This window comes from Clostridium sp. CTA-5, assembly GCF_054768135.1.
In genome coordinates this window covers 1-24,667 of sequence record NZ_BAAAAT010000005.1, presented here as the reverse complement: position 1 = coordinate 24,667, position 24,667 = coordinate 1, and the positions used below count along the sequence as shown (strand labels likewise).

Genomic DNA, 24,667 nt, shown 5'->3' with positions numbered 1-24,667 from the left:
GAAATTAATCATAATTCTTTTATTATTTTATACTATTAATTACTTCTTTACTTGCAGTACTTATAAATATTTTTAATGTTATATCAATATTATCTTGATTCTTTCCTTTTACAACGACAACATAACATAACTCTGATATAGGTTTATCTTCAGCTTTATCTTTTTTATCAGCATAAGCCATTTGAGTTTTTTCAATTATTTGAGCTTCTTTATTATATTTGTTAAAATAATTTATAGCTTCACTCTCAGCTTCACTTTCAGAAATATTTATTATTGGTTCTTTACATTCTTTTTGAGTTGACAAATTTGCATAATTCTCTAAATTACCTGTTTCTTTATTTATATTTATTGTTATTTCATCAAAATAAAATGGATAACCATTCTTAGAGTTCAAATAAATAAAAGAATAATAAGGTAATTCATCTGTACCTTCATCTGTTTTTATATTTTTAAATATAACTTCTCCAGAATATATTTTACTTAAATACTTATCTGCTTTTTCTTTAGCTTCTTCAACTGTTATTTTAGAATTTGCTTTTATAGTTTCTTTGTTAGCAAATCCTATAACATTATAATTTTTATCTAAGTCTATTCCAAATGAATTTGCCATTACAGTTTTATAAATTAATTCATTTTTAGTTTTAATAGTTCTCACTCTTTTATATTTTATATTCTCTAATTTTTCCTGTTTATTTATTGCATCCATATTATATAATTTTTCTATGAAATTTTTTGCTACTTTTATTTCTTTGGACCCTGAACCTACAAATCTATATATTACAAAAATTGCACTTATAATAAGTATTCCTAAAATAATACTAGCCATTATTTTAGTATTTTTAGAATTCATCAATACCCTCCTTGATAAAATTTATTAATATATATATTTTACAATAGCATTTATATTTTATCAAATTTAGGCACATAAAATAAAATAATAGACCAAAGTAGCATTGTACATTTTGTGTCAGATAATGAAGCAAGTTCAGCTAATAGTGAGCTATTAACTAGATTTGCTAACGCGGTATGACGCGAAATAGGCAATCATACTGGTCTATTATTTTTTGAATGCCCTCATATTTATATAAAGCCTAACTTCTCTTTAGTTCTATCCATTAACTCCTTACCAGAAGTTTTTAAAATTATGGATAAACTCATCTCTATTACCCCAATTAAGTTTGAACTTATCATAACCTTTCCATTATCAACAAAATTTTTATTAATTACCTTAGTGGTATTTAAATTATTTGATTTAATTAAATTATGTATATCATCAATATCTGGAACAAGCATCCCATTTAAAGAATTTGTTTTAATTAAAAATTTAATTGCTTCTCCAACTGTACATATATAATCACAATCATTATAATGTTTTAATATATATCCTATTATTTTATTATTTTTAAATATATATTCTATATTTTTAGTGTCTGGTAGAATTATAATATTGGGATTTAATAACTCATCCTGAATTGTAGGCAATTCAAATTTTAAATTGTTGCTACAAGTAATATTATTTAATGTATATATGCTTTGAATATTAAATATTTTTTTATTGGCTAAACTATTTGCGTTATTAAGTATACTACATATCAAAGTATAATTTGTTATATCCATCTCATTATACATAATTATAGAAACAGTTTTAACTTTATTATCTCGCAAATTTAAAAAATCATTTTTAGTTAATTTATATGTAATCTCTTCTTTATATTGTCTAACTTCTTTAAAACCAACTTTTTTAGCAAATATTTTACCTTCTTCATTTTTAACATTGTCCATCATTATTTCGCCTTCAAAATCAAAGAAATAATATTCTAGCATTAACTTCATAGCTTCTTCAGCATATCCGCTTTTTCTGTATTTATAGAATATTTTTACATTAGATCTTGCTATTTTAGTAATAGGATCATATCCATGAAAGCTTACTTCTCCAACTGGTTCGTCCTCAAGATTATATATTAGACAATAAAAATTTTTTCTATCTGTTGGATAAACCATCTTCTTATAAAAACTATCCCATTTATTTTCTGTAAAATTATATACTCCTCCAATATCTTTCATAGTTTCTTCACTTGACCATAATTTTGATGTAAATACTAATTCCTCATATTCGGGTTGTTTTATATATACTAATTTTCCGTTTCTTCTATATAGACCATCTTTTTTTTGCATAAAATCACCTGATATTTTTAATCTTCTTTTTAATATCTCATATTTTTCCTTATTTATCAATACATTATGCAAAAAATGGATATTTAAAGTTATTATTTTAAAATTAACTGTTTTAATATAAATTCTTAGTATATATATACTTATAACTCTACTTTACTAAACAGCATTTCCAATTTACTTGTAAACAGTATTGTAACGTAAGAAAATATTTTTTCATTTTTTCAAAAAAAATCTTGATTTTTGCTTTTAAAGTCTATATAATATGATTGTTTGTTTAGTAATTTTAAACTTAAGGTTTAGTAAAAGTGAGTATATTATATATTCAATGGAAGGTGTAAATTGTGCAAATTGGAGAAAAAATTCGTGTATTAAGAATGGAAAAACAATTAACTCAAGAAGAGTTAGCAAATAGATGTGAGTTATCAAAGGGATTTATATCTCAATTAGAAAATGATTTAACTTCTCCATCCATTGCTACCCTAATGGACATACTTGAAATTTTAGGCACTAATTTAAATGAATTTTTTAGTGAAACAAAAGAAGAAAGAGTTACTTTTAGTAATGATGATATGTTTACAACAGAAAGTGAAGAACTTAAATATTCTTTAATGTGGCTCATACCAAACGCTCAGAAAAATGCTATGGAACCCATTATGATAACACTCAATCCAGGAGGACAATATATTGAAGAAGAACCTCATGAAGGCGAAGAATTCGGCTATGTACTCTCAGGAAGTATTTATCTTCATTTAGGAAAGAAAAAATATAAAGTCAAAAAAGGTGAAAGCTTTTACTATAAACCAAAAGTTAATCATTATATTTGTAATGCTGGTAAAACAACAGCAAAAGTTATTTGGATAAGTACTCCACCATCATTTTAAATTTTAGAAAGAGGTGTTCTTTTATGAGCGATAATATAATACAACTACATAATATTAATAAATCTTATGGTGAACAGCAAGTATTAGATAATTTATCTTTAAACATTAAAAAGAATGAATTTTTAACATTATTAGGTCCTAGTGGATGTGGTAAAACAACCACACTTAAAATAATTGCGGGATTTGAAAATGCTGATTCTGGTGAAATAATGTTTAAACATGAAGATATTTCTGCTCTTCCACCTTATAAGAGAAAAGTAAATACTGTATTTCAAAAGTATGCATTATTTCCTCATATGAATGTATTTGAAAATATCGCTTTTGGATTAAAGTTAAAAAAGATGCCAAAAGATGAAATAAAAAAAAGTGTTGAAAAAATGCTTAACTTAGTTGCTTTAAAAGGATTTGAAAAAAGAAGTATCGATTCTTTAAGTGGTGGACAACAACAAAGAGTTGCCATAGCAAGAGCATTAGTAAATAAACCTGAAGTTTTACTTTTAGATGAGCCTTTAGGGGCATTAGATTTAAAACTTAGAAAAGAAATGCAAATAGAACTAAAAAAGATCCAACAAGAAATTGGTATTACTTTTATATTTGTAACTCATGATCAAGAAGAGGCTCTTACAATGTCTGATACCATTATTGTTATGAATAAAGGAGTAATTCAACAAATGGGTGCTCCAGAGGATATTTACAATGAACCTGCAAATGCTTTCGTTGCGGATTTTATAGGTGAAAGTAATATTTTAAATGGGATAATGATTGATGATTTTAAAGTTAAATTCTGTGAAAAAGAATTTACTTGCGTTGATAAAGGTTTTGAGAAAATTGAAAATATAGATGTTGTTATAAGACCTGAGGATATAAAAATAGTTAAAGCAAAAGATGGAATGCTTAAAGGTAAAGTTGAATCTGTAATGTTTAAGGGAGTTCACTATGAAATACTGGTTTCTGTAAATGATTTTACATTTATACTTCATAATACAAAATATGCAGAAGTTGATACTGAAATAGGATTAGATATATATCCTGAAGATATTCATATTATGAAAAAGAGTGCTGATAATGAATAAGAAAAAAACTTCAATTTTAGCATATCCTTACGTTATTTGGAGTGCCTTATTTATAGTTATTCCTTTAATTATAGTATTATTTTTCAGCTTTACAACAAAAACTAATTTAGGTTATTCATTCTCATTAGACAACTATAATAAATTAATTAATCCTCAATATCTATATATATTTAAACAATCATTATGCTTAGCATTTGAATCTACAATAGCATGTTTAATTATTGGCTACCCTATTTCATACATAATTGCAAAAATGGATACACGTAAAAGAAATTTTTTAATTATGTTATTTATTTTACCAATGTGGATGAATTTTTTATTAAGAACTTATGCTTGGGTACCTATATTAGGGAAAACTGGTTTAGTGAATCTTTTACTTAGAAACTTAGGTATTGGACCTATCTCTTTTCTTTACAATGATGGAGCAGTTTTATTAGGAATGGTTTATAATTTCTTACCTTTTATGGTTCTCCCAATTTATACTTCTTTAATAAAAATGGATCAAGATTTAATAAATGCAGCACATGATTTAGGTGCTGGTAGAATTAAGGTTTTTACAAAAGTTATAATGCCACTTAGTATTCCTGGTATGATTTCTGGAATTACAATGGTATTTATGCCTGCTGTTTCTACATTCGTAATCTCAAGATTATTGGGTGGCGGTCAATATATGCTATTAGGTAATTTAATTGAACAACAATTCACAACTATGGGTGATTGGAACTTAGGCTCTGCAATTTCCATAATTATGATGATAATTATATTAATTTTTATGGCTATTACATCTAGGTTTGAAAATAGTGACAGTAAAGAAGGTGGTGGACAACTATGGTAAATAAATTGGAAAATTTTATAAAACGTTTTTATTTATTTCTTATTTTTCTATTTTTGTATACACCTATTTTTACTTTAATGATATTTTCATTTAATGGTTCTAAAACTATGGGAAAGTGGACTGGCTTTACTTTTAAATGGTATAAAACATTATTTCATAACCAAAGACTTATGTCAGCACTTTACTATACAATATTAATTGCAGTTTTAGCCTCTATTATAGCTACAATAGTAGGTACCTTAACTGCTATTGGTATAAACCAAATGAAAGGTAAAAAGAAATCCTTAATTTTAAATGTTAATTATCTTCCTGTTTTAAATCCTGATATAGTTACAGGTATTGCTCTTATGAGTATGTTTATATTTATAAATTTAAAATTCGGATTTATTACTATGCTTTTAGCCCATATTACATTTGATATTCCTTATGTAATACTTTCAGTACTGCCAAAACTAAAACAGCTTCCTGAAAATACATTAGAGGCTGCTGCAGATTTGGGGGCAACACCTTGGTATAGTATTAGAAAAGTTATACTTCCTCAAATTAAACCAGGTATTATTTCAGGATTCCTTATGGCATTTACTATGTCAATTGATGATTTTGTTATAAGTTTCTTTACTACTGGTCCTGGTGTAACCAATCTTTCTATAGAGATTTACTCAATGGCAAGAAGAGGAATTAAACCAGAAATAAATGCTCTTTCAACTTTAATGTTTTTAACTGTTTTAACCCTATTAATCATAGTAAATAAAAAGCAAAATTCTGTAAGAGGTGATTAGTTTGAAAAAATTCAAAATTTTTGGTGCTTTAGCTCTAACTAGTTTATTAAGTTTAAGTCTTTTTTCAGGATGTTCTAATGGAAAAACACAATCTACTGGAACAGTTTACTTTTATAACTGTGGTGATTATATTGATGAAGATCTATTAGCTAAATTCGAAGATGAAACAGGAATTCATGTTGAGTATTCAACATATGATACAAATGAAATAATGTATCAAAAACTAAAAAGTACTCCTGGTAGCTATGATTTAGTAATACCATCTGATTATATGATTCAAAAAATGATTAAAGAAGATATGGTTGAAAAATTAAATTTTGATAATATAACTAATTACGATTATATAGATGATAATTTTAAAAACTTGGCATATGACCCTACTAATGAATATTCAGTTCCTTATATGTGGGGAACTATAGGTATAATATATAATCCTGATATAGTAAAAGAAAAGGTTACTAGTTGGGATATTTTATGGGATGAAAAATATAATAATAAGCAAATAATCATGTTTGACTCAATGAGAGATACTTTAGCTATCGCTTTGAAAAAACTAGGATATTCTATAAATAGTACAAACCCTGATGAAATAAATGCAGCTACTAAAGAATTAATAAAACAAAAGCAATCTTTATCTCCTCTTTATTATGTAGATGAGGTTAAAGATAAAATGATTAATGAAGAAGCTGCTCTTGCTACAGTATGGTCTGGAGATGCAAATTTTATAAAATCAGAAAATCCTAAATTAAAATATGTAATTCCAGAAGAGGGTTCAAATAAATGGTTTGATGCAATGGTAATTCCTAAAGGTGCTAAGAATAAAGAAGAAGCAGAAATGTTAATCGATTTTCTTTGTGATCCAGAAAATTCAAAACAAAATGTTGACTATATAGGTTATTCAACCCCTAATAAAGAAGCATATGAAATGTTAGATGATGATATAAAAAATGATAAAGGAGCTTATCCAACTAAAGAAGTATTAGATAAATGTGAAGTATTTATTGATTTAGATAATTCATTAAAATTATATGATGATGCTTGGATGAAAGTTAAAACATCTAACTAATAGCAAAATCCTTAGATAGTATATACAACATCTAAGGATTTTGTTATTTTAAATTATTGGTTTAATTCTGGAAACCATAACTCAATTTCTTCTTTAGCACTATCCAAAGTATCTGATGCATGAACACAATTTTCTGTCTTACTTCTAGCATATCTATGCCTTATTGTTCCTTCTTCAGCATCATCAGGGCTAGTTGCCCCATTTATTTTCCTTACTTTTGCTACTGCATCTTCACCTTGTAATATAATTGCACATAGGGGACTCCTTGTTATAAAAGTTATTAACTCTTCATAAAAGTCTTTTCCTTTATGTTGAGAATAATGTTTTTCTGCAATTTCTCTTGTTGCTTGCATAAGTTTTAAATGAACTATCTTTAATCCATTAGCTTCATAACAACTTATAATGTTTCCTATTATATTTCTCTCTACTCCATCCGGCTTAATTAATACCATACTTTTTTCCATAATTTAAGTCGCCTCCTTTAATTGATTACCTATATTATATACAATTTTCCTAAAATTATAAATAATTTTATTTTTTTCCAGTTATGTTATTATAAAAATATCTCTACTTGTTCACTTTAAATCTAAAGATTAACTTATAATAACTACTGTAAATGATTTCATTATAACACTTATTCTCACTTTTAAAAAGTAACTATCTAAAATATAATTTTTTTATAGCATAGCTCTTTAATAAATTGTAATAATATTTTTAGGAGGTAACATTATGGTTAGATATTCGTTAATAGTAATAGGAAGAGTTCAAGGTGTTGGCTTCAGGTTTTTTTCTCAATTAAAAGCTACTGAACTTTCTTTAACTGGATATGCTCAAAATCTTGATTCTGGAAATGTAAAAATTGAAATACAAGGAAAACAAGCAAATATTGATGATTTTATTTCTTATATAATGGTAAGTAACAAATTTGCTAAAGTTATCGATATAGATATAGCTCCCATCCCCCTAATTTCTAATGAAAAAAAGTTTAAAATAAAGTATTAATTTTTTACGTTTTAAAACATAGCTTAAAATTTTATATTTATTTAGATAAAAAAGGTGATATCTTCAAATACAAACTTAAAGATATCACCTTTTTATTATTTCTCTATATTTTAAGCACTAACTTCATTTGTGCACTGTTTCAATTTCATTTCTTCAAAGAATTCTTCAGTTTCTTGAATTACAACTTTTCTCAGACCTATTAATGCCACTAGATTAGGAAATGCCATACAACCATTAACTATATCTGCTATTATAAATATCAATTCTAATGGTAAGAATGGTCCTATAGCAACTAATACTATATATATTATTCTATATGGTAAAATTGATTTAGTACCAAATAAATATTGAATACACTTTTCTCCATAATAATTCCATCCAAGTATTGTTGTAAAAGCAAAGAATATCAAGCCTATATTAACAATGTACTTTCCTAAAAATGCTATTGGTAATCCAACTTGGAAAGCTGCTGATGTAAGCCCAGCACCCTCAATTGTTGCTCCTAATTCAAATACACCAGTGTAATCACTTGTAATAATTATTGCAAGTCCTGTCATAGTGCATATAATTATTGTATCAAAAAAAGTACCTGTCATTGATATTAGGCCTTGTCTAACTGCTGATTTGGTTTTTGCTGCTGCAGCTGCTATTGGTGCACTACCAAGTCCTGATTCATTTGAAAATACTCCTCTAGCTATACCATTTCTAATTGCCATTGTAATTGTAATGCCTAATACACCGCCTCCAATTGCCTCTGGATTAAATGCACTTTTAATTATTAATCCTAATGCTGATGGAATAGCTTGTGAATTAAATATAAGTACCATTATTGATCCGATTATATATGCTACTGCCATAAATGGTACAAGTGCTTCTGAAACTTTAGATATTCTCTTTATTCCACCTAAAGTTACTAAAGCTACTAAGACTGTTACAACTACTGCTGTAACTTTTAATGGAATATTAAAATTAGCTGCTGCTGATGCAATTGAATTAACTTGTCCAAATGTACCTATTCCAAAAAAGGCAACTCCTACACCAAAAAGTGCAAATAATTTTGCAAGCCATTTGATTCCAAGACCATTTTGAATATAATACATCGGTCCTCCACACATTTGACCATTTTCATCAACTTCTCTATACTTTATTGCAAGTACTCCTTCAGCATATTTAGTTGCCATTCCAAAAAATGCTGCTATCCACATCCAAAATAACGCTCCTGGTCCTCCTGCTTTAACTGCTGTTGCCACTCCTACTATGTTTCCTGTTCCTATAGTTGCTGATAAAGCTGTACATAACGCAGCAAAACTAGATACATCTCCTTCTGCATCTTCACTTGTAGTTTCTTCATCTTTTCCAAATACATATTTTAATGCCATTGGTAATTTAAATATTTGTAATAATTTAAGACGAATTGTTAGGTAAATTCCTGTTCCTAACAAAAGAATAAGTAATGGCGGGCCCCAAATAATACTGTCAATTGTTTCAAAGAAATTTTGTACTCCCGCTGTTGATAATAATAGATTTGATAATAACATAAAAAATCCTCCTTAATTTTTATTATGGAGGAGAATAAGAATTGAACCAAAAATTAATTTGACTAAATCCTATCCCCTGTCCTTTTACCTGAGAGTTTCAGTAATTATATAAATTACCTTGCTCCTTCGGTGCTCATATAAATGAGTCTCTCCAGAGGCTCGTCCAGTAGCGGTCCCAATACCTGAAAGATTTCCCTCTTCGGTGTATTAATATAATTCTCATTATATTAATAACTCTCCCACTACCTTCATCCGAACGTTCTTTAATTTATGGTTCAATTATATATGTATTTTTTGATTAATGCAAGTATTTCCAGTTTTTCTAAATTTATAAATACCTGATTTCTTTATATTTATTAAGTATAAAAACTTATATAAATCTTACAATAACGAATATTTATTATTATTTAATTATATACTTTTTGTCATTATACTTAAGGAATTTTCTTCTTTAAAATTATTTTTTATATAGAAATTTTTCAACATATTATTTTGTGTAAATAATATAAGAAAATCTACTCCTATTCTTTTAACTTCGTATTCTATAGCATTAATTAAAATACTTCCTATATTATTTCCTTGTGATTCATTTGAAACAAATACCTCTTTTATATTTAAATGTTTTCCTTCATACCATTCTTCACAATTTGCAAATATAGCACCTTTAATTACATTATCTTCTACATATTTAATTCCAACGAAATTTGGACACATATAAATATCCTTTAATCTTTTATATGCACTTTCATAAGTCCATTTATCATTCCAAGGTTCTCCATTAAACACTTTAACAAACAACCTTGCACATTCTTTTAAATCACACTCATTAACTCTTAATATATTCATACCCTATCACACCCTATCTAAAAAATTTATTAATCTAAATTTAAATCATTTAATTTTCCTTTTTTCTTTAACATTTTTAATAAATCTTCTGGAGTTTTATTAATTATCAGTTCCTCTGGAAATTCTATTGATTCTAACATTTTAATCGCTTCAGTAAACTCTCCTATTTTTGTGCAAAAATGTGCATCACTATTTATAACTAACTTAGCACCATATCTCTTACATAATAAAGCAATTTCAGTACAATTATCTTTACTTCCTACTCTAGAAGTCGTAAAAGAACTATTGTTAATCTCAATTAAAACGTTATTTTCATACGCACACTTTACTACTTCTTCAAAGTTTACTGGTATTTCTGGATTTCCAAGATGTCCTACAACATCTATTTGACCTTGTTTAATTGCATTTATAAATGCTCTTGTATTTTCTTCCTTAGTTCCTACTTTATAAACCCCCGGATGAGGATGGATACTACCTATAACAACATCTAATTTTTTTAATGTATCTGAATCCATATCTAAATTGCCATTATAATCACTTATATTTGCCTCTACACCATAAAGCATAGTAACACCATATATTTCCCTTGGAAGCACTTTAAAATTGTTAAAATACCATATATGAGGAGAATTAGGCATAGTTATACCATGTTCTGTAGTTCCTAATACTTTTATTCCTTTTTCTGAAGCTGCCTTTGCATTTTCCATTAAAGTGGAATAAGCATGCCCACTTGCTACCGTATGAGTATGAATATCTAATGCATATTTCATAAAAATCCCTCTTTTCACTTTAATCACATAAAAAACAATAGAACAGTATGTTCATCTATTTTGCGTCAGCAAATTTAGCTAATAGCTCGCTATTAACTGAACTTGATTCCTTGTCTGACACAGAATATACAATGCCTCTTTTGCCTATTATTTTATTTCATGTGCCTTAATTCTTTTTATCTTTACCAACTATCATACTAACATACTTAAATTATAAATCAAACCCAAGAAAGTTTTTATATGGAATGTTTAAGATATTTAACAACATTATTATTTACTTTTAATACATTTTATAGATTAATGCCTAATCCATTACTTCTTTAAAGCAGTTAATATTTATGATATTATTATTTAAGGCAAATTCAAAAAAATGATAGACCAGTATGTTTGTATATTTTGCTTCATATTTCGTCGGTAAAATAAGCTAATAGCTCACTATCAACTTATTTTGTCTTCTTGTCTGAAACAAAATGTACGCCATATCGTTAATTTATTATTTTATTTCATGTGCCTAAATAGCTTTTATAGGTATAAACTTAAGGAGGATTTTATGATTAAATTAATTGCAACAGATATGGATGGTACTTTATTAGATGAAAATAGTAATTTACCTGAAAGTTTTACAGAAGTTTTAAACTTAATAAGAGAAAAAGATGTTAAATTGGTTATAGCTAGTGGAAGACCTTATGCTACATTACAAACAAATTTTGGTCCTATGGCTAACTATTTATCATATATAACTGATAATGGTGCTTTAGTATTTGATAATAACAAATTAATATTTAAAGATGTTATGTCTAAGGATATTGTACAAGATATATTAACAAAAGCAAAAACTATAAATAATACCGCTGTCGTATTATGTGGTGTTGAATGTGCTTATATAGAAAACTGTTCTGATGAATACTTAGAAGAAATTAAAAAATATTATGTTAATTATGAAGTAGTTGATGATTTAACTAAAATTAATGATGATATAATTAAAGTTACTATTTGTGATTTAGAAACATCTGCAAAAAATTCAAATACAATTCTTGAGCCTTTATTTGGAGACAAGCTTAATGTAGTTGTTGCTGGTCCATTATGGTTAGATATAATGAATAAAACTGTTAATAAAGGGATTGCATTGAAGAAAATAATGGAAAATTCAAATATAACTAAAGAAGAGACAATGGCGTTTGGAGATTATTACAATGATATAGAAATGCTAAACCAAGCTGAATACAGTTTTGTAATGAAAAATGCCCCAGAAGATATGAAACAACATGCAAAATACATAGCAGAAAGTAATGAAGATTACGGAGTATTAGGTGCAATAATGGAGCATGTAATACTAGCATAATATTTTTAAGAGTTAATATTGTAGTATAAACAAATTTCTAACCCTCAGATGAAACTTGCTTTCAACTTAGGGTTAGAAATTGTTATCCATGAGCTAGTATCTGTTATATAAATCACATATAATAATTAAATTTCTACTCTATTTCTTTTTTCACCTTTATTATATGCTTTAATATTTTCTATTAGGTTATCAAATAATCTATCTCGAGCTTCTTCACTTGCCCATGCTATATGTGGAGTTAAAACTATCTTTTCTTTATTTTTAACACTTAATAAAGGGTTATTTGAAGGTATTGGTTCTACTTCAAAAACATCTAATGCTGCTCCACCTATAATATTTTCATCTATTGCTCTAGCTAAATCTTCATCTACAATTATAGGGCCTCTTCCCATATTAATTACTATCCCATGATCTTTCATTTTACTAAATGCATCATAGTTCATTAATGCTTTAGTATTATCATTTAAAGGAGCATGAATTGAAATTATATCTGCTTTCTTTAATAATTCTTCAAATGATACTCTTTCATAATCTGAAGTCGAATTCTTACCTGATGTTGAATAATAAATAACTTTTGCACCAAAAGCTTCTGCAATCTTAGCTACTCTTCTTCCTATTGCTCCTAGTCCAACTATTCCCCATACCTTACCATCTATATCTTTATATGTTTCATCTAGATTAGTAAATATCTCTGATTTTGAATATTCTCCAGATTTTATATAATTATCGAAATAACCAATTTTATCATATAAGTGTAATAGTGTAGCAAAAGTATGCTGTGCTACTGTATTAGTAGAATATCCTGCCACATTAGTTACAGCAATTCCTCTACTTTTTGCATAGTTTGTATCTATATTATTAAACCCTGTTGCCATTTCACATATTAATTCTACATTATTAGCTTCTTTTAAATTTTCTTCATTCAAAACTACCTTATTAGTTAATATAATGTTAGCATCCTTTATTCTTGACTTTACATCCTCTTTTGAAGTTACATCATAATATGTAACCTTTCCAAACTCATTTAATTTAGAATAGTCTACATTGCCTAAAGTTTTTCCATCAAGTACCACTATTTGTTTCATAAAAAAACTCCCTTTCCTTGTTTTTCACTTTCTTTTATTATATCATAAGCTAAGATATATAAAACTTATGATATATATACTTCTAACTAGAATATTGTTAATTAAAGATATAATTTTCTATAAAAATCATATAAAAGATTATAAATGTATTAACCTAATTAGAACATATATATTTAGATTTTAAAGGAGATTTTTATTTATGTTTATTTTTACTTATAAAATACCATTTCAAGATGTAGATAGCACAATTGAAAAACTACAATTTAACGATATTTTTAATGTCTTTTATGAAAGTCCATTAGAAATAACTACAGATGAATTTGGATATGGCTACTTAGAAAAAGAAAATGTAATTATTGATTTTAAGGTAGTTTTTGATGGTGAAAAAGATAACCTTGCTTCATTTGAATCTTTAGTTAACTCTATAATAGATTCAAAACCAATTAATATGATTGAGGAAAACTACACTTATGAAGAACCCAATTTTCCTGCTATACATTTAGACGATACATGGGTATTAGCATCACCTGATGAAGACTTTCCTAATAAACAAAAAATTAATTTCATATCACAAGGTGCATTTGGTACTGGATTACATGAAACTACACAAGATATATTAAGATATATCTTATCTAAAGATTTTACTAATCTTGATGTATTAGATATAGGTACAGGATCTGGTATACTTGCCCTAGCTACAAGTATTAAAAATGCAAAAAAAGTTTGTGCACTAGATATTAGAGATGTACGAGAAGAAATTGAATTTAATTCTTCTTTAAACAATATTAATAATATTGAAGTATTTGTTGGAGATGCATTAAATAATGAAGTTAACATAGAAGGTAAATTTGATTGGATTTACATAAATATAGGCGGAGAAGAAACAGAAATATTTATGGACTATATTAATTCCCATATTAAACAAAATGGTAAATTATTAGTCTCTGGATTAGTTGAATGGAGCTTTAATTCTGTTAAAGATGTTGTTGAATCTAAAGGTTACAAAATGGAAGAAAAAATACAAACAAATGAATGGTGTACTGCTATTTTTAATAAAATAAATTAAAGTTATGTTTTAAATAAATGTTCATATTATAGTTATGAGTGCGAACTGGCATTGAAATTTTCTTTAAGAACTCTAGAAATAAAGATTAGTATAATTAATGCATGCCCCCAATCAAAGATTGTTAACAAGCAATTAATTGTAAACTAAAACTTATTTGACTTATGTACATTCGTCCAGTAAGTTTTGGAAGCAAAATATAAAATTACACTTTGTGAAAGTTCATGTTGCCAAATATAAAATTTGGACATTCACTTTTGACTCGCACTTAAAACATAGAAAAAAATAATAAAGCTGATTCAAATTTTAATGTATTGAATCAGCTTTTATTTTATATTATTTATTGTATAGATGTCTTTTTAATATCCCAAATTTCATCACAATATTGTTTAATTGTTCTATCACTTGAGAATACTCCTGCACTATAAAGATTAGCAAAACATTTTTTAGCCCATTTCTTATTGTCTTTATAATCTTCAAAGACTCTATCTTGAGTTTCCTTAAATGATTTAAAATCTGCTAATAGATAATATTGATCTCCTTCTTTTAATAATGAATTATAAAGATCTTCAAAATCTCCACTTCCACCATCATTAAATGTGCCATCAATTAAAGTATCTAATACTTTTTTAATGTTTTTATCTTCTTTATAATAAGTCTTTGGATCATATTCTTCCTTAATTTCGTCTATATCTTCAACTCTTAATCCAAAAATATAGTTATTTTCTTCTCCGGCTTCATTAACAATTTCTATATTTGCTCCATCATAAGTTCCAAATGTCGGTGTAGCATTTAACATAAATTTCATATTGCCAGTTCCAGATGCTTCTTTTCCTGCTGTTGAAATTTGTTTTGATAAATCTGCTGCAGGGAATAATCTTTGAGCATATGAGACTCTATAATTATGAACAAATACTACTTTTATTCTTCCATTTATATCTTTATCATTATTAACAAGCTCCGCTATTTCATTAATAAATTTAACTATTGATTTCGCTCTTACGTATCCTGGAAAAGCTTTAGCTCCAAATATGAAACTTGTTTTAGGAATATCTATATTTGGATTTTCTTTTATTCTATAGTATAAATCTAATATATATATAGCATTTAATAATTGTCTTTTATATTCATGTAATCTTTTGATTTGAATATCAAATATTGAATTAGGATCTAATTCTACTCCTTCTTCAATTTTAATATACTCTGCTAATTGAGTTTTCTTTTGAAGCTTAATATTCATAAGCTCTTCTAATACTTTATCATCCTCTTCAAACTTCTTTAAACCTTTTAATAAATCTAAGTTTTTAACCCAATCTTCAGTGCCTAATAATTTAGTTATGAATTCTGATAATTCAGGATTGCATAATCTAAGCCATCTTCTTGGAGTAATTCCATTAGTCTTATTTTGGAACTTTTCTGGATAAAGTTTATACCAATTATTTAATTCTTTATCTTTTAATATATCTGTGTGTAGCTTTGCAACACCATTTACAGCTTTTGATACAAATATAGCTAAATTAGCCATTCTCATTTGTCTATCAAATATAATTCTAAATTCATTAATTTCCTCTTTATTATAATGTTTCTTCTTTAATTCGTTTATTAATTCTTTATCTATATCTCTAACTATTTCTAATATTCTAGGGAATAGTTTTTTTATTAATTTAATGTTCCACTTTTCTAATGCTTCCGCTAATATTGTATGATTTGTATATCCAAAAAAGCTCTTAGCATATTCTAATGCATCCTTAAAATTAACACCTTGTTCATCCACTAATAATCTAATAAATTCAGGTATTGCAAGTGTTGGATGAGTATCATTTAATTGAACAAAATTATTTACACTTATATTACCGAAATCGGTACCGAATTTTTGTTTATGTTTTCTTATAATATCTTTTAATGAAGCACTTACTAAGAAATATTGTTGACGTAATCTTAATATTTTCCCTTGATCATTTGAATCATTTGGATATAATACTCTTGAAATATCTTCTGCTCTATTCTTTAAGCTAACAGCTTTATCATATTTTTGTTCATTAAATAAAGTAAAATCAAATTCCTTAATAGGTTCACATTTCCATAATCTTAATGTATTTATATTCTTTGTTTTATATCCGATTATTGGTGTATCATATGGAATAGCTCTAACTGTCATATCTGAGAATTCAACTATTTGAGCTTCCCTTTCTTTTCTTACACTCCAAGGATCTCCATATTTTAACCAGTTATCTTCACTTTCAGTTTGAAATCCACCCTCAATATTTTGGTTAAATAAACCGTTGTTATATCTAATTCCATATCCATTTAAAGGCATGTCTATTGTTGCTGCTGATTCCATAAAGCATGCTGCAAGTCTTCCAAGACCACCATTACCAAGGCCAGCATCTTCTTCAATTTCTTCTATCTTATTTATATCTATATTTAATTCTGATAATACTTCTTTAGCATCATCATATAAGCCTAAATTCATCAAATTGTTTCCAAGAGCTCTACCCATTAAATATTCAGCTGAAAAATAATTTGCACTTCTTCCTGAATTATAAGATTCACTAGTATCTTTCCAATCATCTACTATATCTTCTAATACAGTTAGTGAAAGTGCATTAAATATTTCATATTCTTTCGCATCTTCTACTGTTACTCCATATTTTACTTTTAAATATCTATTAATACCTTTTCTCATATTCTCTTTATTCATACTTAATCGCACCTTCCATACATTTTTGTTATATTATATATTTTATTTGCTAATTTATCTGTAAAAACATCACTCTTAAATCTCCATCTCCAATTAGTCCCTAATGTAGATGGTACATTTATTCTAGCCTCATTCCCTAAATTTAAGAAATCTTGCATTAATCCTACTGCTAAATATGCTTTACTACTCCAAACACCACGTATAAATCCCCAATTATAACCTTCTTTTCTATTTAAGCCAAGATATTTTATAGCATTTTTAATTTCTCTTTTACTACCAGTCTTTTCAAACCAACCTCTAAATGTATTATTATCATGAGTTCCTGTGTATGCTACATATTTTTCTTCATAATTATGAGGCAAATCTTGATTTGAAGAATCTGATGTAAATGCAAATTGTAATATTTTCATTCCTGGGAATCCTGAATCTTCTCTAAATTTAACAACTTCATCTGTTAGAAAGCCTAAATCTTCAGCAATAATTCTAATATCTCCAAGTTCTTTTTTTATTGCGTTAAATAATTTCATACCAGGGCCTTTTACCCATTCACCATTTTCAGCTGTTAAATCACCATAAGGTACTGACCAATAAGATTCAAATCCTCTAAAATGATCTATTCTTGTTACATCGTAAAGTCTTGCACTTTGTCTCATTCTATCAATCCACCATTTATAATTGGTATTATCTATATACTCCCAATCATAAATTGGATTTCCCCAAAGTTGACCAGTTTTTGCAAAATGATCTGGTGGACATCCTGAAACCTTTAATGGAACTAAAGTTTCTTGATCTAATAAAAATGCTTTTGGATTAGCCCATACATCAGAACTATCTTCTGCTACATATATTGGAATATCTCCTATAATTTCTATTCCTAAATCGTTAACATATTTCTTTAAATTATTCCATTGTTCAAAGAATTTATATTGAACGAATTTCCAGTATTCGATTTCATCTTGAAGTTTAGTTTTATACTCTTCTAATACTTCTTTCTTTCTAAGTTTTATGTCCATATCCCAAGTTTGCCAACTTTTTAATTCAAATTGTGATTTTATCGCCATATATAATGAATAATCATCTAGCCAAAAATTTTCTTCTTCTTCAAATTTTTTTAAAGCATCTGGTTTATTAACTTTAAATCTCTCGTAAGCTATTCTTAAAATCTTCATTTTTTCTATAAATAATAAACCATAATCTATATCTTCTGGATTATTCCCAAAATTAACATTACTGTAATCATACTTCTTTAATAAACCTTCTTCTTCCAATAAATCAAAATCAATAAAATATGGATTACCAGCAAATGCTGAAAAAGACTGATATGGAGAATCTCCATAACTAGTAGGTCCTATAGGTAGTATTTGCCAATATCTTTGTCCTGCTTTCTTTAAAAAATCTGCAAATTTATATGCTTCTTGTCCTAATGTTCCTATACCAAATTCTCCTGGTAAGGATGCTATTGGCATAAGAATACCACTTTTTCTTTCCATTATTCTTCCTCCTTCAATTTCAAGCCCTTAATTTTTTTATATTAACCTTTTACAAGACTCTCTTTCAATCAATTGAGTATCAAGTAATATGTGCTTATGTTCTTCACTACCATTAATTAATGCTAATAATAAATTCACACTTATCTCTGACATTAAATTTCTAGGTTGTTTTACTGTTGTAATTCCTGGATTATAGTATTTACTTTCATCCATTCCATCAAATCCAACAATAGATATATCCTCTCCAACTTTTAATCCACTATCAACTACAGCTTTTGCAGCTCCAATTGCCATCAAATCTGAAAGAACAAAAATAGCAGTTACATCTTTTCTTATTTTTAATAAGTTCATAGTTTCTTTATATGCTTTTTCACAAGAATAATCTCCTATTAAAATAAGTTCATCATTTATATTTATATTTTCTTCTTCTAGTGCATTTTTATATCCGTTCAATCTCCACCAACTAACTCCAAAATCGTTAGTTTCTCCTAAAAGTAATGCTATGTTTTTATGTCCATTATCTATTAAATATTTTGTTGCATCATAAGCAGCTTTAACGTTATCAATCCCTACAGACGAATAATTTGCTTTACCTTTTTTAGACATAGTATTTACTGATGTTAATATTATTGGTGTATCTAATCCACTAAAACTTTCATCGGTAATATCAATAAAGTTACCACCTAAACATATAACTCCTTGCAATTTTTTCTCTTTAATAAAACCTATAAGGTTTTCAACATCTTGACAAAAACTAAAGTCATTTTGTTGAAGAATCATAGTATATCCTGCTTTATCAATAGTTTTACCTATAACATTTATCATTTGTGAGAAGAATGGGTTAGATACACCTTTAATTAAAACGCCTATATTTTTCGTATTATTTTGTTTTAATATTCTAGCACTATTATTAGGTATATATTTATTTTCTTTTATTACTTCCCATACTCTTTCTCTTGTACTTTCTTTAACGTCTGGATGATTGTTTATCACCCTAGATACAGTACTAACTCCAACCCCTGCAAGCTTTGCAATATCTCCTATATTCATAATACTCCTCCTATGATATTTCTAAAGTTATTAGAAATTACCGGTATCGATTCCGTAATAATACTATTATACCTCTATTACTTCCTATATATCAACAAAGTATTTAGTTTGTTCTACAAATTGTTACATCTATTTCGGAACCGTTACCAGATACTCAGAAAAAATTACTTTTTTCCTTTCCATATAAAGAATGCTATTTTAAATAATATAGCTTCATTAAAACTTCTAATATCATAAGAAGTGTACTTTTTTATCTTATCTAATCTATAAATTAATGTATTCCTATGAACATATAATTTTTTTGCTGCTTCGCTTAAGTTCAGATCACAATTAAAAAACACTTCAATTGTTTTTATAGTATCATCATCTAAATTATTAAATCCGTTATTAAATTTACTTAATATTTTTAATTTACTTTGTTCACTTAAACTATCTATAATACTTTCAAATAGCATACTTTTTTCATTAATAATCCTATTAGATAAATTATATTTTTTAGCTAATTCAATTTTACATATGTTCTCTTCATATAAATGACTTATAGAATTATATTCTTTAATTAAACAGTAACTTATATAACATCTTTTATATAAATCAACATCAATAGTCTCTGTTATACTAAATATATGTTCTTCTATTTCTTCAAATACTCCAATTAAAACTACATAACCATCATATTCAAATATAGTAACATCCATATCTGAATATATATTCTTTAAAAGTTGTATTAATTCATGTGCTTTTTCATTTAAAAATATAGTTATTAAATAAGTATCTATCAAAGGATACATTACTTCTTCTAATTTCTCTTTTGATATATATTCATTTTTCAATAATGAAATTGCAATTTTCTCCTTAGAACAATATTCTTCCTTATATTTATTTTCAATGCAAAATTTAATAATCTTTAATGAATCTTTAAATCTATCATAAGTTTCAATTATAAATAATTCATTTTTAATATAAAATCTATTTTCCACTAAATTTTTTTCAGAAGGAAGTATTGGATTAGCTCTAAATATAACTTCATTATTTAAGCAAACCTGAAATGGTATCTCACAGCTTTTATATAATTCTTTTAAATAAGTAACTAATCCATACATACTTTCACCTCAAAATTAAACTATTCTTAATTCACTATCTTTATCAAATATATGAATACTTTCGTTTTCTACATATAATTTTATGGAATCACCTGTTTTAGATTTAGTAGTTCCATTAACTCTTGCAGTCATGTTATGTCCCGCAACTACAAAATAGATGTAACTTTCAGCTCCCATAAGTTCAACTACTTCAACATTACCTTTTATAATTGATGATGGGTTTGCTGCAATAATTTCATCGTTATCATCTAAATGTTCAGGTCTAATTCCAAAAATAACTTCTTTATTTACATATCCCTTGTCCCTTAATGTCTTAACCTTATTTTCTGGTAACAATATACTATTTTCTTCAAAGTTACAATATAGTTTACCATCTTTTTCAATTACTTTACCATTAATAAAGTTCATTTGAGGACTTCCTATAAATCCAGCAACAAATATGTTTGTTGGAGTATTATATATATTTTGTGGAGTATCTACTTGTTGTATTATACCATCTTTCATTACAACAATTCTAGTACCCATAGTCATAGCTTCAACTTGGTCATGAGTAACATATATAAATGTTGTTTGTAACTTTTGATAAAGTTTAGCTATTTCTGTTCTCATTTGAACTCTTAATTTAGCATCAAGATTTGATAATGGCTCGTCCATTAAGAATACCTTAGGTTCTCTGACAATCGCTCTTCCTAATGCAACCCTTTGTCTTTGTCCGCCAGATAAAGCTTTTGGCTTTCTAGTTAACAAATGTTCTATATCTAATATTTTTGCTGCTTCTTTAACTTTTTTATCTATTTCATCTTTTGGCACTTTTCTCAATTGTAATGCAAAAGCCATATTATCATAAACTGTCATATGAGGATATAAAGCATAGTTTTGAAATACCATTGCTATATCTCTTTCTTTTGGCTCTACATCATTAACTAGTCTTCCATCTATATATAATTCACCTTTAGAAATTTCTTCGAGACCTGCTACCATTCGTAAAGTTGTTGACTTACCACAACCTGATGGTCCAACAAAAACTATAAACTCTCTATCCTCTATTTCAAGGTTAAAATCACTTACAGCAGTTACATTACCTGAGTAAATTTTATAAATATGTTTTAATGACAAACCTGCCATTTTAATCACTCCCTTTAAAAAATATCCTAATTTTTCTATGTCTGTTTATGTATATATTGTACAATTGTAATCCTTTAAACTCTATATTAAGAATTTACAAAACTCCTTTACTTTTTTTGTGAAATACTACTAAAAAATATAAATCCATTGCAAAAGTTTACAATATTTACTCAAAACTATAGACAAACATAAAAATACTATGATTAATTTTAAACTTAAACTAATTAATCATAGCATTTTTTCTTAAACAAATTTTATTAAAACTTACTATATGCTCTTTTTATATATTATTTTTTATTAATTTATTTCCTACTTTAGAGATAACTCCCTTAGAATATGATTGAACTAATTCACCCTTATAATTAATTGACTTATTACTTATTAATTCTAATACACATTTCTTGTCTTTATCATTAACGTAAACTTTACCAGAATAATCTACTAATATGTCTTCCTTATCAACCGGCTTATCTAATTTAAGTTGTTTCCATTCTTTATATTTATCAGATGCAACAGAATAACATATTTTATCTACCTTTCCGTTACTCTCTGATCCAAAATATACATTATCCTCTATATCAGTTCCTAATACTTTAGGATTTTTAAAATTAGGTATTGATAAATTTCCTCTACTATCTAATATTGTTACATTTGAACCCATTTCCATTATTGCATTAGCTGCAGTAGTTGGGACTACAATATTGCCTATGTCTTTATTGTCTCTTTTCTTTTCTAACTCATTCATTATATTTGCATAATATAAATCACATTTTCCATTACTTTTTCTTATTTTTATATATAGACTATGAGTTCCTATTGAAAATGGTATGTCTTCAACTTTATCCTCACTATTTTCAACCTTAACTTTCAATTTATTTACGTTAAAATCAGAAAGTTCTGTTTCATCTCCGCTTTTAGCATTAAATGCTACAGGTTTAAAATAATATTTTCCTTTTTCTTTTATCTTTTGAATAACCATTATACTATCTGAATTCGTTACCCATTTATAAAATACAACTTCTCCATCTACACTACTTTTTAATTCTTTATCTTTATTATCATTGCTATCTAATACCTTTATCTTTCCATTTTCTAAAGAAGCAACAAATCTTCCGTTTGAAGATACTTTAAAATCATCTAACCCTTCTTTTAATTTAATTTCTTTTTTTTCATTTTTAGTAGATTCCTTATCATCAGATTTTTCTATTTTTATTTTCATATCTGATGATAAATATATATTTTCTATATATAAAAACATGGTATGTTGAATTAACAATGCTATAACCGTAAAACTTATTATTATTCTTGATTTTTTCATAATTTATTTTCTCCTAATCATATATTTTTTTATTGTTCAACGTAAAAGGCTGTAGCTACTGTCCTCTCACCATCCCAAGCATTAGGAGAATTTATTACATCACCTTTATAGTACATTGTTGTTGAATATCCTCCATCAAGCATACCTGCATTTACAGCACCACGCTCCATCATAATCTCTTGAACATCATATAAGCTTGCTCCAGGTTTAAATAATTTTCTACCATCTAAAACCAAAAATAGTACTGTTCCATCTTCTTTTTGTCCTACAGAAGTTCTAGGATTAAGTCCCTCTTCAAATTTATTTTTCACTTGTTTTTTACCATTAATAATAATATTAGGTTTTCTAAAACACATTGCCTCTTGAATATTTAATTTTTTTAATTCTGAAAGAGTATGATCTCCAACTATCAAAATCCCACTCTTAGTAAATGCAATTACATTTTCAGTTTTATTTTCATTATAACCAGAAGTAGGATATATAACTTTTCCGTTAGAAATTACAAATCCCCCTGGCTGTCCTCCTGTACCTGCATAAACTACCCCATCAGAGGATTTATCTACAAATGATCCTCCATTAATAGCTGCTACTGCATTATGTTCTTCTGCCATTTCACTAGTCTTTTGTCCTAATTTACCTAAATATTTAGTCATAGCTACTTTTACTTTTAATGGATTTTTTATTTCCAGCATATAACCATCATATCTATCAGTATGTATATCATATTTAATTACTTCATTTCCAGTCTTACATTCAACATTTACTTTATTTATATCAATAGACGCATTTGTTTGAACACTCTCTTCACTCTCTTGAGTATTTTGATTTATTCCTAATATCTTATCTAAAGTATCTTGTGGTACAAATTTATTTATTAAATATGAGTGTCTTGTTGCAAGTACAGTAGATATTAAAACTTTTCTTGTCTTATCATATGGACCATATAATAAGACTATTGGTGTCGTTATTGCTAAAAAAACACTAACATATAATATACCCATAATAATTAATAGTTTTTTTAATTTTTTCTTTTTTCTTCTTTTTTGTTTTTGTCTTATTGGCGTTTTTTTAATTTGTTTATTCATACATTCCTCCCAAATTACGGAAACCACATTCATAGTATTACCTATTATACTAAACTTTTACACAATATAGGTTACAAAAAAATTACTATATTTATAAAATAAAAATGGACATATCTCAAAAACATCTTTTTGCATTTGAGATATGCCCAACTTTTTATTAATCGCTATGTTTTAAAACAGTGTTGATATTCTAGTATAAGGGCGAACTGGCATTGGAATTTACTTTTTAGAACTCTTAATGAAGATTTGTACAATTAATTGCTTGTCAGCAATCTTTGATTGGGAGCATGCATTAATTGGACTAAGCTTTATTTTAGAGTTCTTAAAGCAAATTCCCCTG

22 protein-coding genes and 2 riboswitches are annotated in these 24,667 nt (G+C 26.9%); of the genes, 8 read left to right on the top strand and 14 right to left on the bottom strand.

Annotation, left to right across the window (positions count from 1 at the left end; genetic code table 11):
• Positions 1–22 precede the first annotated feature (22 nt).
• Positions 23–850: a YcdB/YcdC domain-containing protein gene (locus ACYUET_RS10825; RefSeq protein ID WP_460279521.1), complete on the bottom strand. Its 828-nt coding sequence runs from the start codon at positions 848–850 to the stop codon at positions 23–25.
• Between the two features lie 230 nt (positions 851–1,080).
• Positions 1,081–2,175 (bottom strand): GNAT family N-acetyltransferase, encoded by a 1,095-nt coding sequence (locus ACYUET_RS10820; protein ID WP_460279520.1) that lies wholly within the window; start codon positions 2,173–2,175, stop codon positions 1,081–1,083.
• A gap of 341 nt (positions 2,176–2,516) precedes the next feature.
• Between ACYUET_RS10820 and ACYUET_RS10815 the strand changes: the two genes are divergently transcribed.
• From ACYUET_RS10815 to ACYUET_RS10795, 5 genes are read left to right on the top strand one after another with little or no spacing between them, the layout of a single operon-like run.
• On the top strand, positions 2,517–3,056 hold the full coding sequence (locus ACYUET_RS10815; RefSeq protein WP_460279518.1) for a helix-turn-helix domain-containing protein: 540 nt from the start codon (positions 2,517–2,519) through the stop codon (positions 3,054–3,056).
• Between the two features lie 23 nt (positions 3,057–3,079).
• Positions 3,080–4,129: a spermidine/putrescine ABC transporter ATP-binding protein gene (gene potA, locus ACYUET_RS10810; RefSeq protein WP_460279516.1), complete on the top strand. Its 1,050-nt coding sequence runs from the start codon at positions 3,080–3,082 to the stop codon at positions 4,127–4,129.
• On the top strand, positions 4,122–4,964 hold the full coding sequence (locus tag ACYUET_RS10805) for an ABC transporter permease (protein ID WP_460279515.1): 843 nt from the start codon (positions 4,122–4,124) through the stop codon (positions 4,962–4,964). Before potA ends, ACYUET_RS10805 begins: the two co-directional genes overlap by 8 nt.
• Positions 4,958–5,743, top strand: a complete 786-nt coding sequence (locus ACYUET_RS10800; RefSeq protein WP_460279514.1) for an ABC transporter permease — start codon at positions 4,958–4,960, stop codon at positions 5,741–5,743. Before ACYUET_RS10805 ends, ACYUET_RS10800 begins: the two co-directional genes overlap by 7 nt.
• Position 5,744: 1 nt before the next feature.
• Positions 5,745–6,809 carry an ABC transporter substrate-binding protein gene (locus tag ACYUET_RS10795; protein WP_460279513.1) on the top strand — a complete coding sequence of 355 codons (1,065 nt, stop codon included), beginning with the start codon at positions 5,745–5,747 and terminating at the stop codon, positions 6,807–6,809.
• Between the two features lie 53 nt (positions 6,810–6,862).
• Here ACYUET_RS10795 and ndk read toward each other — a convergent pair whose 3' ends face one another.
• The gene (gene ndk, locus ACYUET_RS10790; protein ID WP_460280048.1) at positions 6,863–7,276 is read right to left on the bottom strand and encodes a nucleoside-diphosphate kinase; all 414 of its coding nucleotides are present in this window, start codon (positions 7,274–7,276) and stop codon (positions 6,863–6,865) included.
• 262 nt (positions 7,277–7,538) lie between these two features.
• On the opposite strand from ndk, the gene ACYUET_RS10785 reads away from it, so the two are divergent.
• On the top strand, positions 7,539–7,811 hold the full coding sequence (locus tag ACYUET_RS10785) for an acylphosphatase (RefSeq protein ID WP_460279511.1): 273 nt from the start codon (positions 7,539–7,541) through the stop codon (positions 7,809–7,811).
• 110 nt (positions 7,812–7,921) lie between these two features.
• Here ACYUET_RS10785 and ACYUET_RS10780 read toward each other — a convergent pair whose 3' ends face one another.
• The 3 genes from ACYUET_RS10780 to ACYUET_RS10770 all read right to left on the bottom strand — a co-directional run bounded on the left by ACYUET_RS10780 (position 7,922) and on the right by ACYUET_RS10770 (position 10,965).
• Positions 7,922–9,349 carry an alanine/glycine:cation symporter family protein gene (locus ACYUET_RS10780; RefSeq protein ID WP_460279508.1) on the bottom strand — a complete coding sequence of 476 codons (1,428 nt, stop codon included), beginning with the start codon at positions 9,347–9,349 and terminating at the stop codon, positions 7,922–7,924.
• Between the two features lie 73 nt (positions 9,350–9,422).
• Positions 9,423–9,507: riboswitch (glycine riboswitch) on the bottom strand.
• A gap of 2 nt (positions 9,508–9,509) precedes the next feature.
• Positions 9,510–9,601: riboswitch (glycine riboswitch) on the bottom strand.
• A gap of 159 nt (positions 9,602–9,760) precedes the next feature.
• Positions 9,761–10,195 (bottom strand): GNAT family N-acetyltransferase, encoded by a 435-nt coding sequence (locus tag ACYUET_RS10775; protein ID WP_460279506.1) that lies wholly within the window; start codon positions 10,193–10,195, stop codon positions 9,761–9,763.
• Positions 10,196–10,224: 29 nt separating this feature from the next.
• Positions 10,225–10,965: a PHP domain-containing protein gene (locus ACYUET_RS10770; RefSeq protein ID WP_460279504.1), complete on the bottom strand. Its 741-nt coding sequence runs from the start codon at positions 10,963–10,965 to the stop codon at positions 10,225–10,227.
• Positions 10,966–11,515: 550 nt separating this feature from the next.
• Between ACYUET_RS10770 and ACYUET_RS10765 the strand changes: the two genes are divergently transcribed.
• Complete coding sequence (locus ACYUET_RS10765; protein ID WP_460279502.1) at positions 11,516–12,307, top strand: HAD family hydrolase; 792 nt, start codon at positions 11,516–11,518, stop codon at positions 12,305–12,307.
• Positions 12,308–12,432: 125 nt separating this feature from the next.
• On the opposite strand, the gene ACYUET_RS10760 is transcribed toward ACYUET_RS10765, so the two are convergent.
• The gene (locus tag ACYUET_RS10760; protein ID WP_460279500.1) at positions 12,433–13,392 is read right to left on the bottom strand and encodes a D-2-hydroxyacid dehydrogenase; all 960 of its coding nucleotides are present in this window, start codon (positions 13,390–13,392) and stop codon (positions 12,433–12,435) included.
• A gap of 199 nt (positions 13,393–13,591) precedes the next feature.
• On the opposite strand from ACYUET_RS10760, the gene ACYUET_RS10755 reads away from it, so the two are divergent.
• The gene (locus ACYUET_RS10755; RefSeq protein WP_460279498.1) at positions 13,592–14,458 is read left to right on the top strand and encodes a 50S ribosomal protein L11 methyltransferase; all 867 of its coding nucleotides are present in this window, start codon (positions 13,592–13,594) and stop codon (positions 14,456–14,458) included.
• A gap of 337 nt (positions 14,459–14,795) precedes the next feature.
• On the opposite strand, the gene ACYUET_RS10750 is transcribed toward ACYUET_RS10755, so the two are convergent.
• From ACYUET_RS10750 to ACYUET_RS10720, 7 genes are all read right to left on the bottom strand, one after another.
• Complete coding sequence (locus ACYUET_RS10750; protein WP_460279497.1) at positions 14,796–17,156, bottom strand: glycogen/starch/alpha-glucan phosphorylase; 2,361 nt, start codon at positions 17,154–17,156, stop codon at positions 14,796–14,798.
• A gap of 2 nt (positions 17,157–17,158) precedes the next feature.
• On the bottom strand, positions 17,159–18,646 hold the full coding sequence (gene malQ / locus ACYUET_RS10745) for a 4-alpha-glucanotransferase (protein ID WP_460279495.1): 1,488 nt from the start codon (positions 18,644–18,646) through the stop codon (positions 17,159–17,161).
• A 36-nt stretch (positions 18,647–18,682) separates the two neighbouring features.
• Entirely contained in the window at positions 18,683–19,696 is a 1,014-nt protein-coding gene (locus ACYUET_RS10740; protein ID WP_460279493.1) for a LacI family DNA-binding transcriptional regulator, read from the bottom strand.
• 164 nt (positions 19,697–19,860) lie between these two features.
• Entirely contained in the window at positions 19,861–20,799 is a 939-nt protein-coding gene (locus tag ACYUET_RS10735) for a PucR family transcriptional regulator (RefSeq protein WP_460279491.1), read from the bottom strand.
• Positions 20,800–20,814: 15 nt separating this feature from the next.
• Positions 20,815–21,924, bottom strand: coding sequence for an ABC transporter ATP-binding protein (locus tag ACYUET_RS10730; RefSeq protein ID WP_460279489.1), 1,110 nt, complete (start codon positions 21,922–21,924; stop codon positions 20,815–20,817).
• Between the two features lie 280 nt (positions 21,925–22,204).
• Entirely contained in the window at positions 22,205–23,242 is a 1,038-nt protein-coding gene (locus ACYUET_RS10725) for a hypothetical protein (RefSeq protein WP_460279487.1), read from the bottom strand.
• 29 nt (positions 23,243–23,271) lie between these two features.
• On the bottom strand, positions 23,272–24,327 hold the full coding sequence (locus ACYUET_RS10720; RefSeq protein WP_460279486.1) for a phosphodiester glycosidase family protein: 1,056 nt from the start codon (positions 24,325–24,327) through the stop codon (positions 23,272–23,274).
• Positions 24,328–24,667: the final 340 nt, after the last annotated feature.

Bases quoted from the DNA above. Each gene is read 5' to 3' on its own strand.
- ACYUET_RS10825 (WP_460279521.1), bottom strand. From the start codon at position 850: ATGAATTCTAAAAATACTAAAATAATGGCTAGTATTATTTTAGGAATA.
- ACYUET_RS10820 (WP_460279520.1), bottom strand. From the start codon at position 2,175: ATGCAAAAAAAAGATGGTCTATATAGAAGAAACGGAAAATTAGTATAT.
- potA (WP_460279516.1), top strand. From the start codon at position 3,080: ATGAGCGATAATATAATACAACTACATAATATTAATAAATCTTATGGT.
- ACYUET_RS10805 (WP_460279515.1), top strand. From the start codon at position 4,122: ATGAATAAGAAAAAAACTTCAATTTTAGCATATCCTTACGTTATTTGG.
- ACYUET_RS10800 (WP_460279514.1), top strand. From the start codon at position 4,958: ATGGTAAATAAATTGGAAAATTTTATAAAACGTTTTTATTTATTTCTT.
- ACYUET_RS10785 (WP_460279511.1), top strand. From the start codon at position 7,539: ATGGTTAGATATTCGTTAATAGTAATAGGAAGAGTTCAAGGTGTTGGC.
- ACYUET_RS10780 (WP_460279508.1), bottom strand. From the start codon at position 9,349: ATGTTATTATCAAATCTATTATTATCAACAGCGGGAGTACAAAATTTC.
- ACYUET_RS10775 (WP_460279506.1), bottom strand. From the start codon at position 10,195: ATGAATATATTAAGAGTTAATGAGTGTGATTTAAAAGAATGTGCAAGG.
- ACYUET_RS10770 (WP_460279504.1), bottom strand. From the start codon at position 10,965: ATGAAATATGCATTAGATATTCATACTCATACGGTAGCAAGTGGGCAT.
- ACYUET_RS10765 (WP_460279502.1), top strand. From the start codon at position 11,516: ATGATTAAATTAATTGCAACAGATATGGATGGTACTTTATTAGATGAA.
- ACYUET_RS10760 (WP_460279500.1), bottom strand. From the start codon at position 13,392: ATGAAACAAATAGTGGTACTTGATGGAAAAACTTTAGGCAATGTAGAC.
- ACYUET_RS10755 (WP_460279498.1), top strand. From the start codon at position 13,592: ATGTTTATTTTTACTTATAAAATACCATTTCAAGATGTAGATAGCACA.
- ACYUET_RS10750 (WP_460279497.1), bottom strand. From the start codon at position 17,156: ATGAATAAAGAGAATATGAGAAAAGGTATTAATAGATATTTAAAAGTA.
- malQ (WP_460279495.1), bottom strand. From the start codon at position 18,646: ATGGAAAGAAAAAGTGGTATTCTTATGCCAATAGCATCCTTACCAGGA.
- ACYUET_RS10740 (WP_460279493.1), bottom strand. From the start codon at position 19,696: ATGAATATAGGAGATATTGCAAAGCTTGCAGGGGTTGGAGTTAGTACT.
- ACYUET_RS10735 (WP_460279491.1), bottom strand. From the start codon at position 20,799: ATGTATGGATTAGTTACTTATTTAAAAGAATTATATAAAAGCTGTGAG.
- ACYUET_RS10730 (WP_460279489.1), bottom strand. From the start codon at position 21,924: ATGGCAGGTTTGTCATTAAAACATATTTATAAAATTTACTCAGGTAAT.
- ACYUET_RS10725 (WP_460279487.1), bottom strand. From the start codon at position 23,242: ATGAAAAAATCAAGAATAATAATAAGTTTTACGGTTATAGCATTGTTA.
- ACYUET_RS10720 (WP_460279486.1), bottom strand. From the start codon at position 24,327: ATGAATAAACAAATTAAAAAAACGCCAATAAGACAAAAACAAAAAAGA.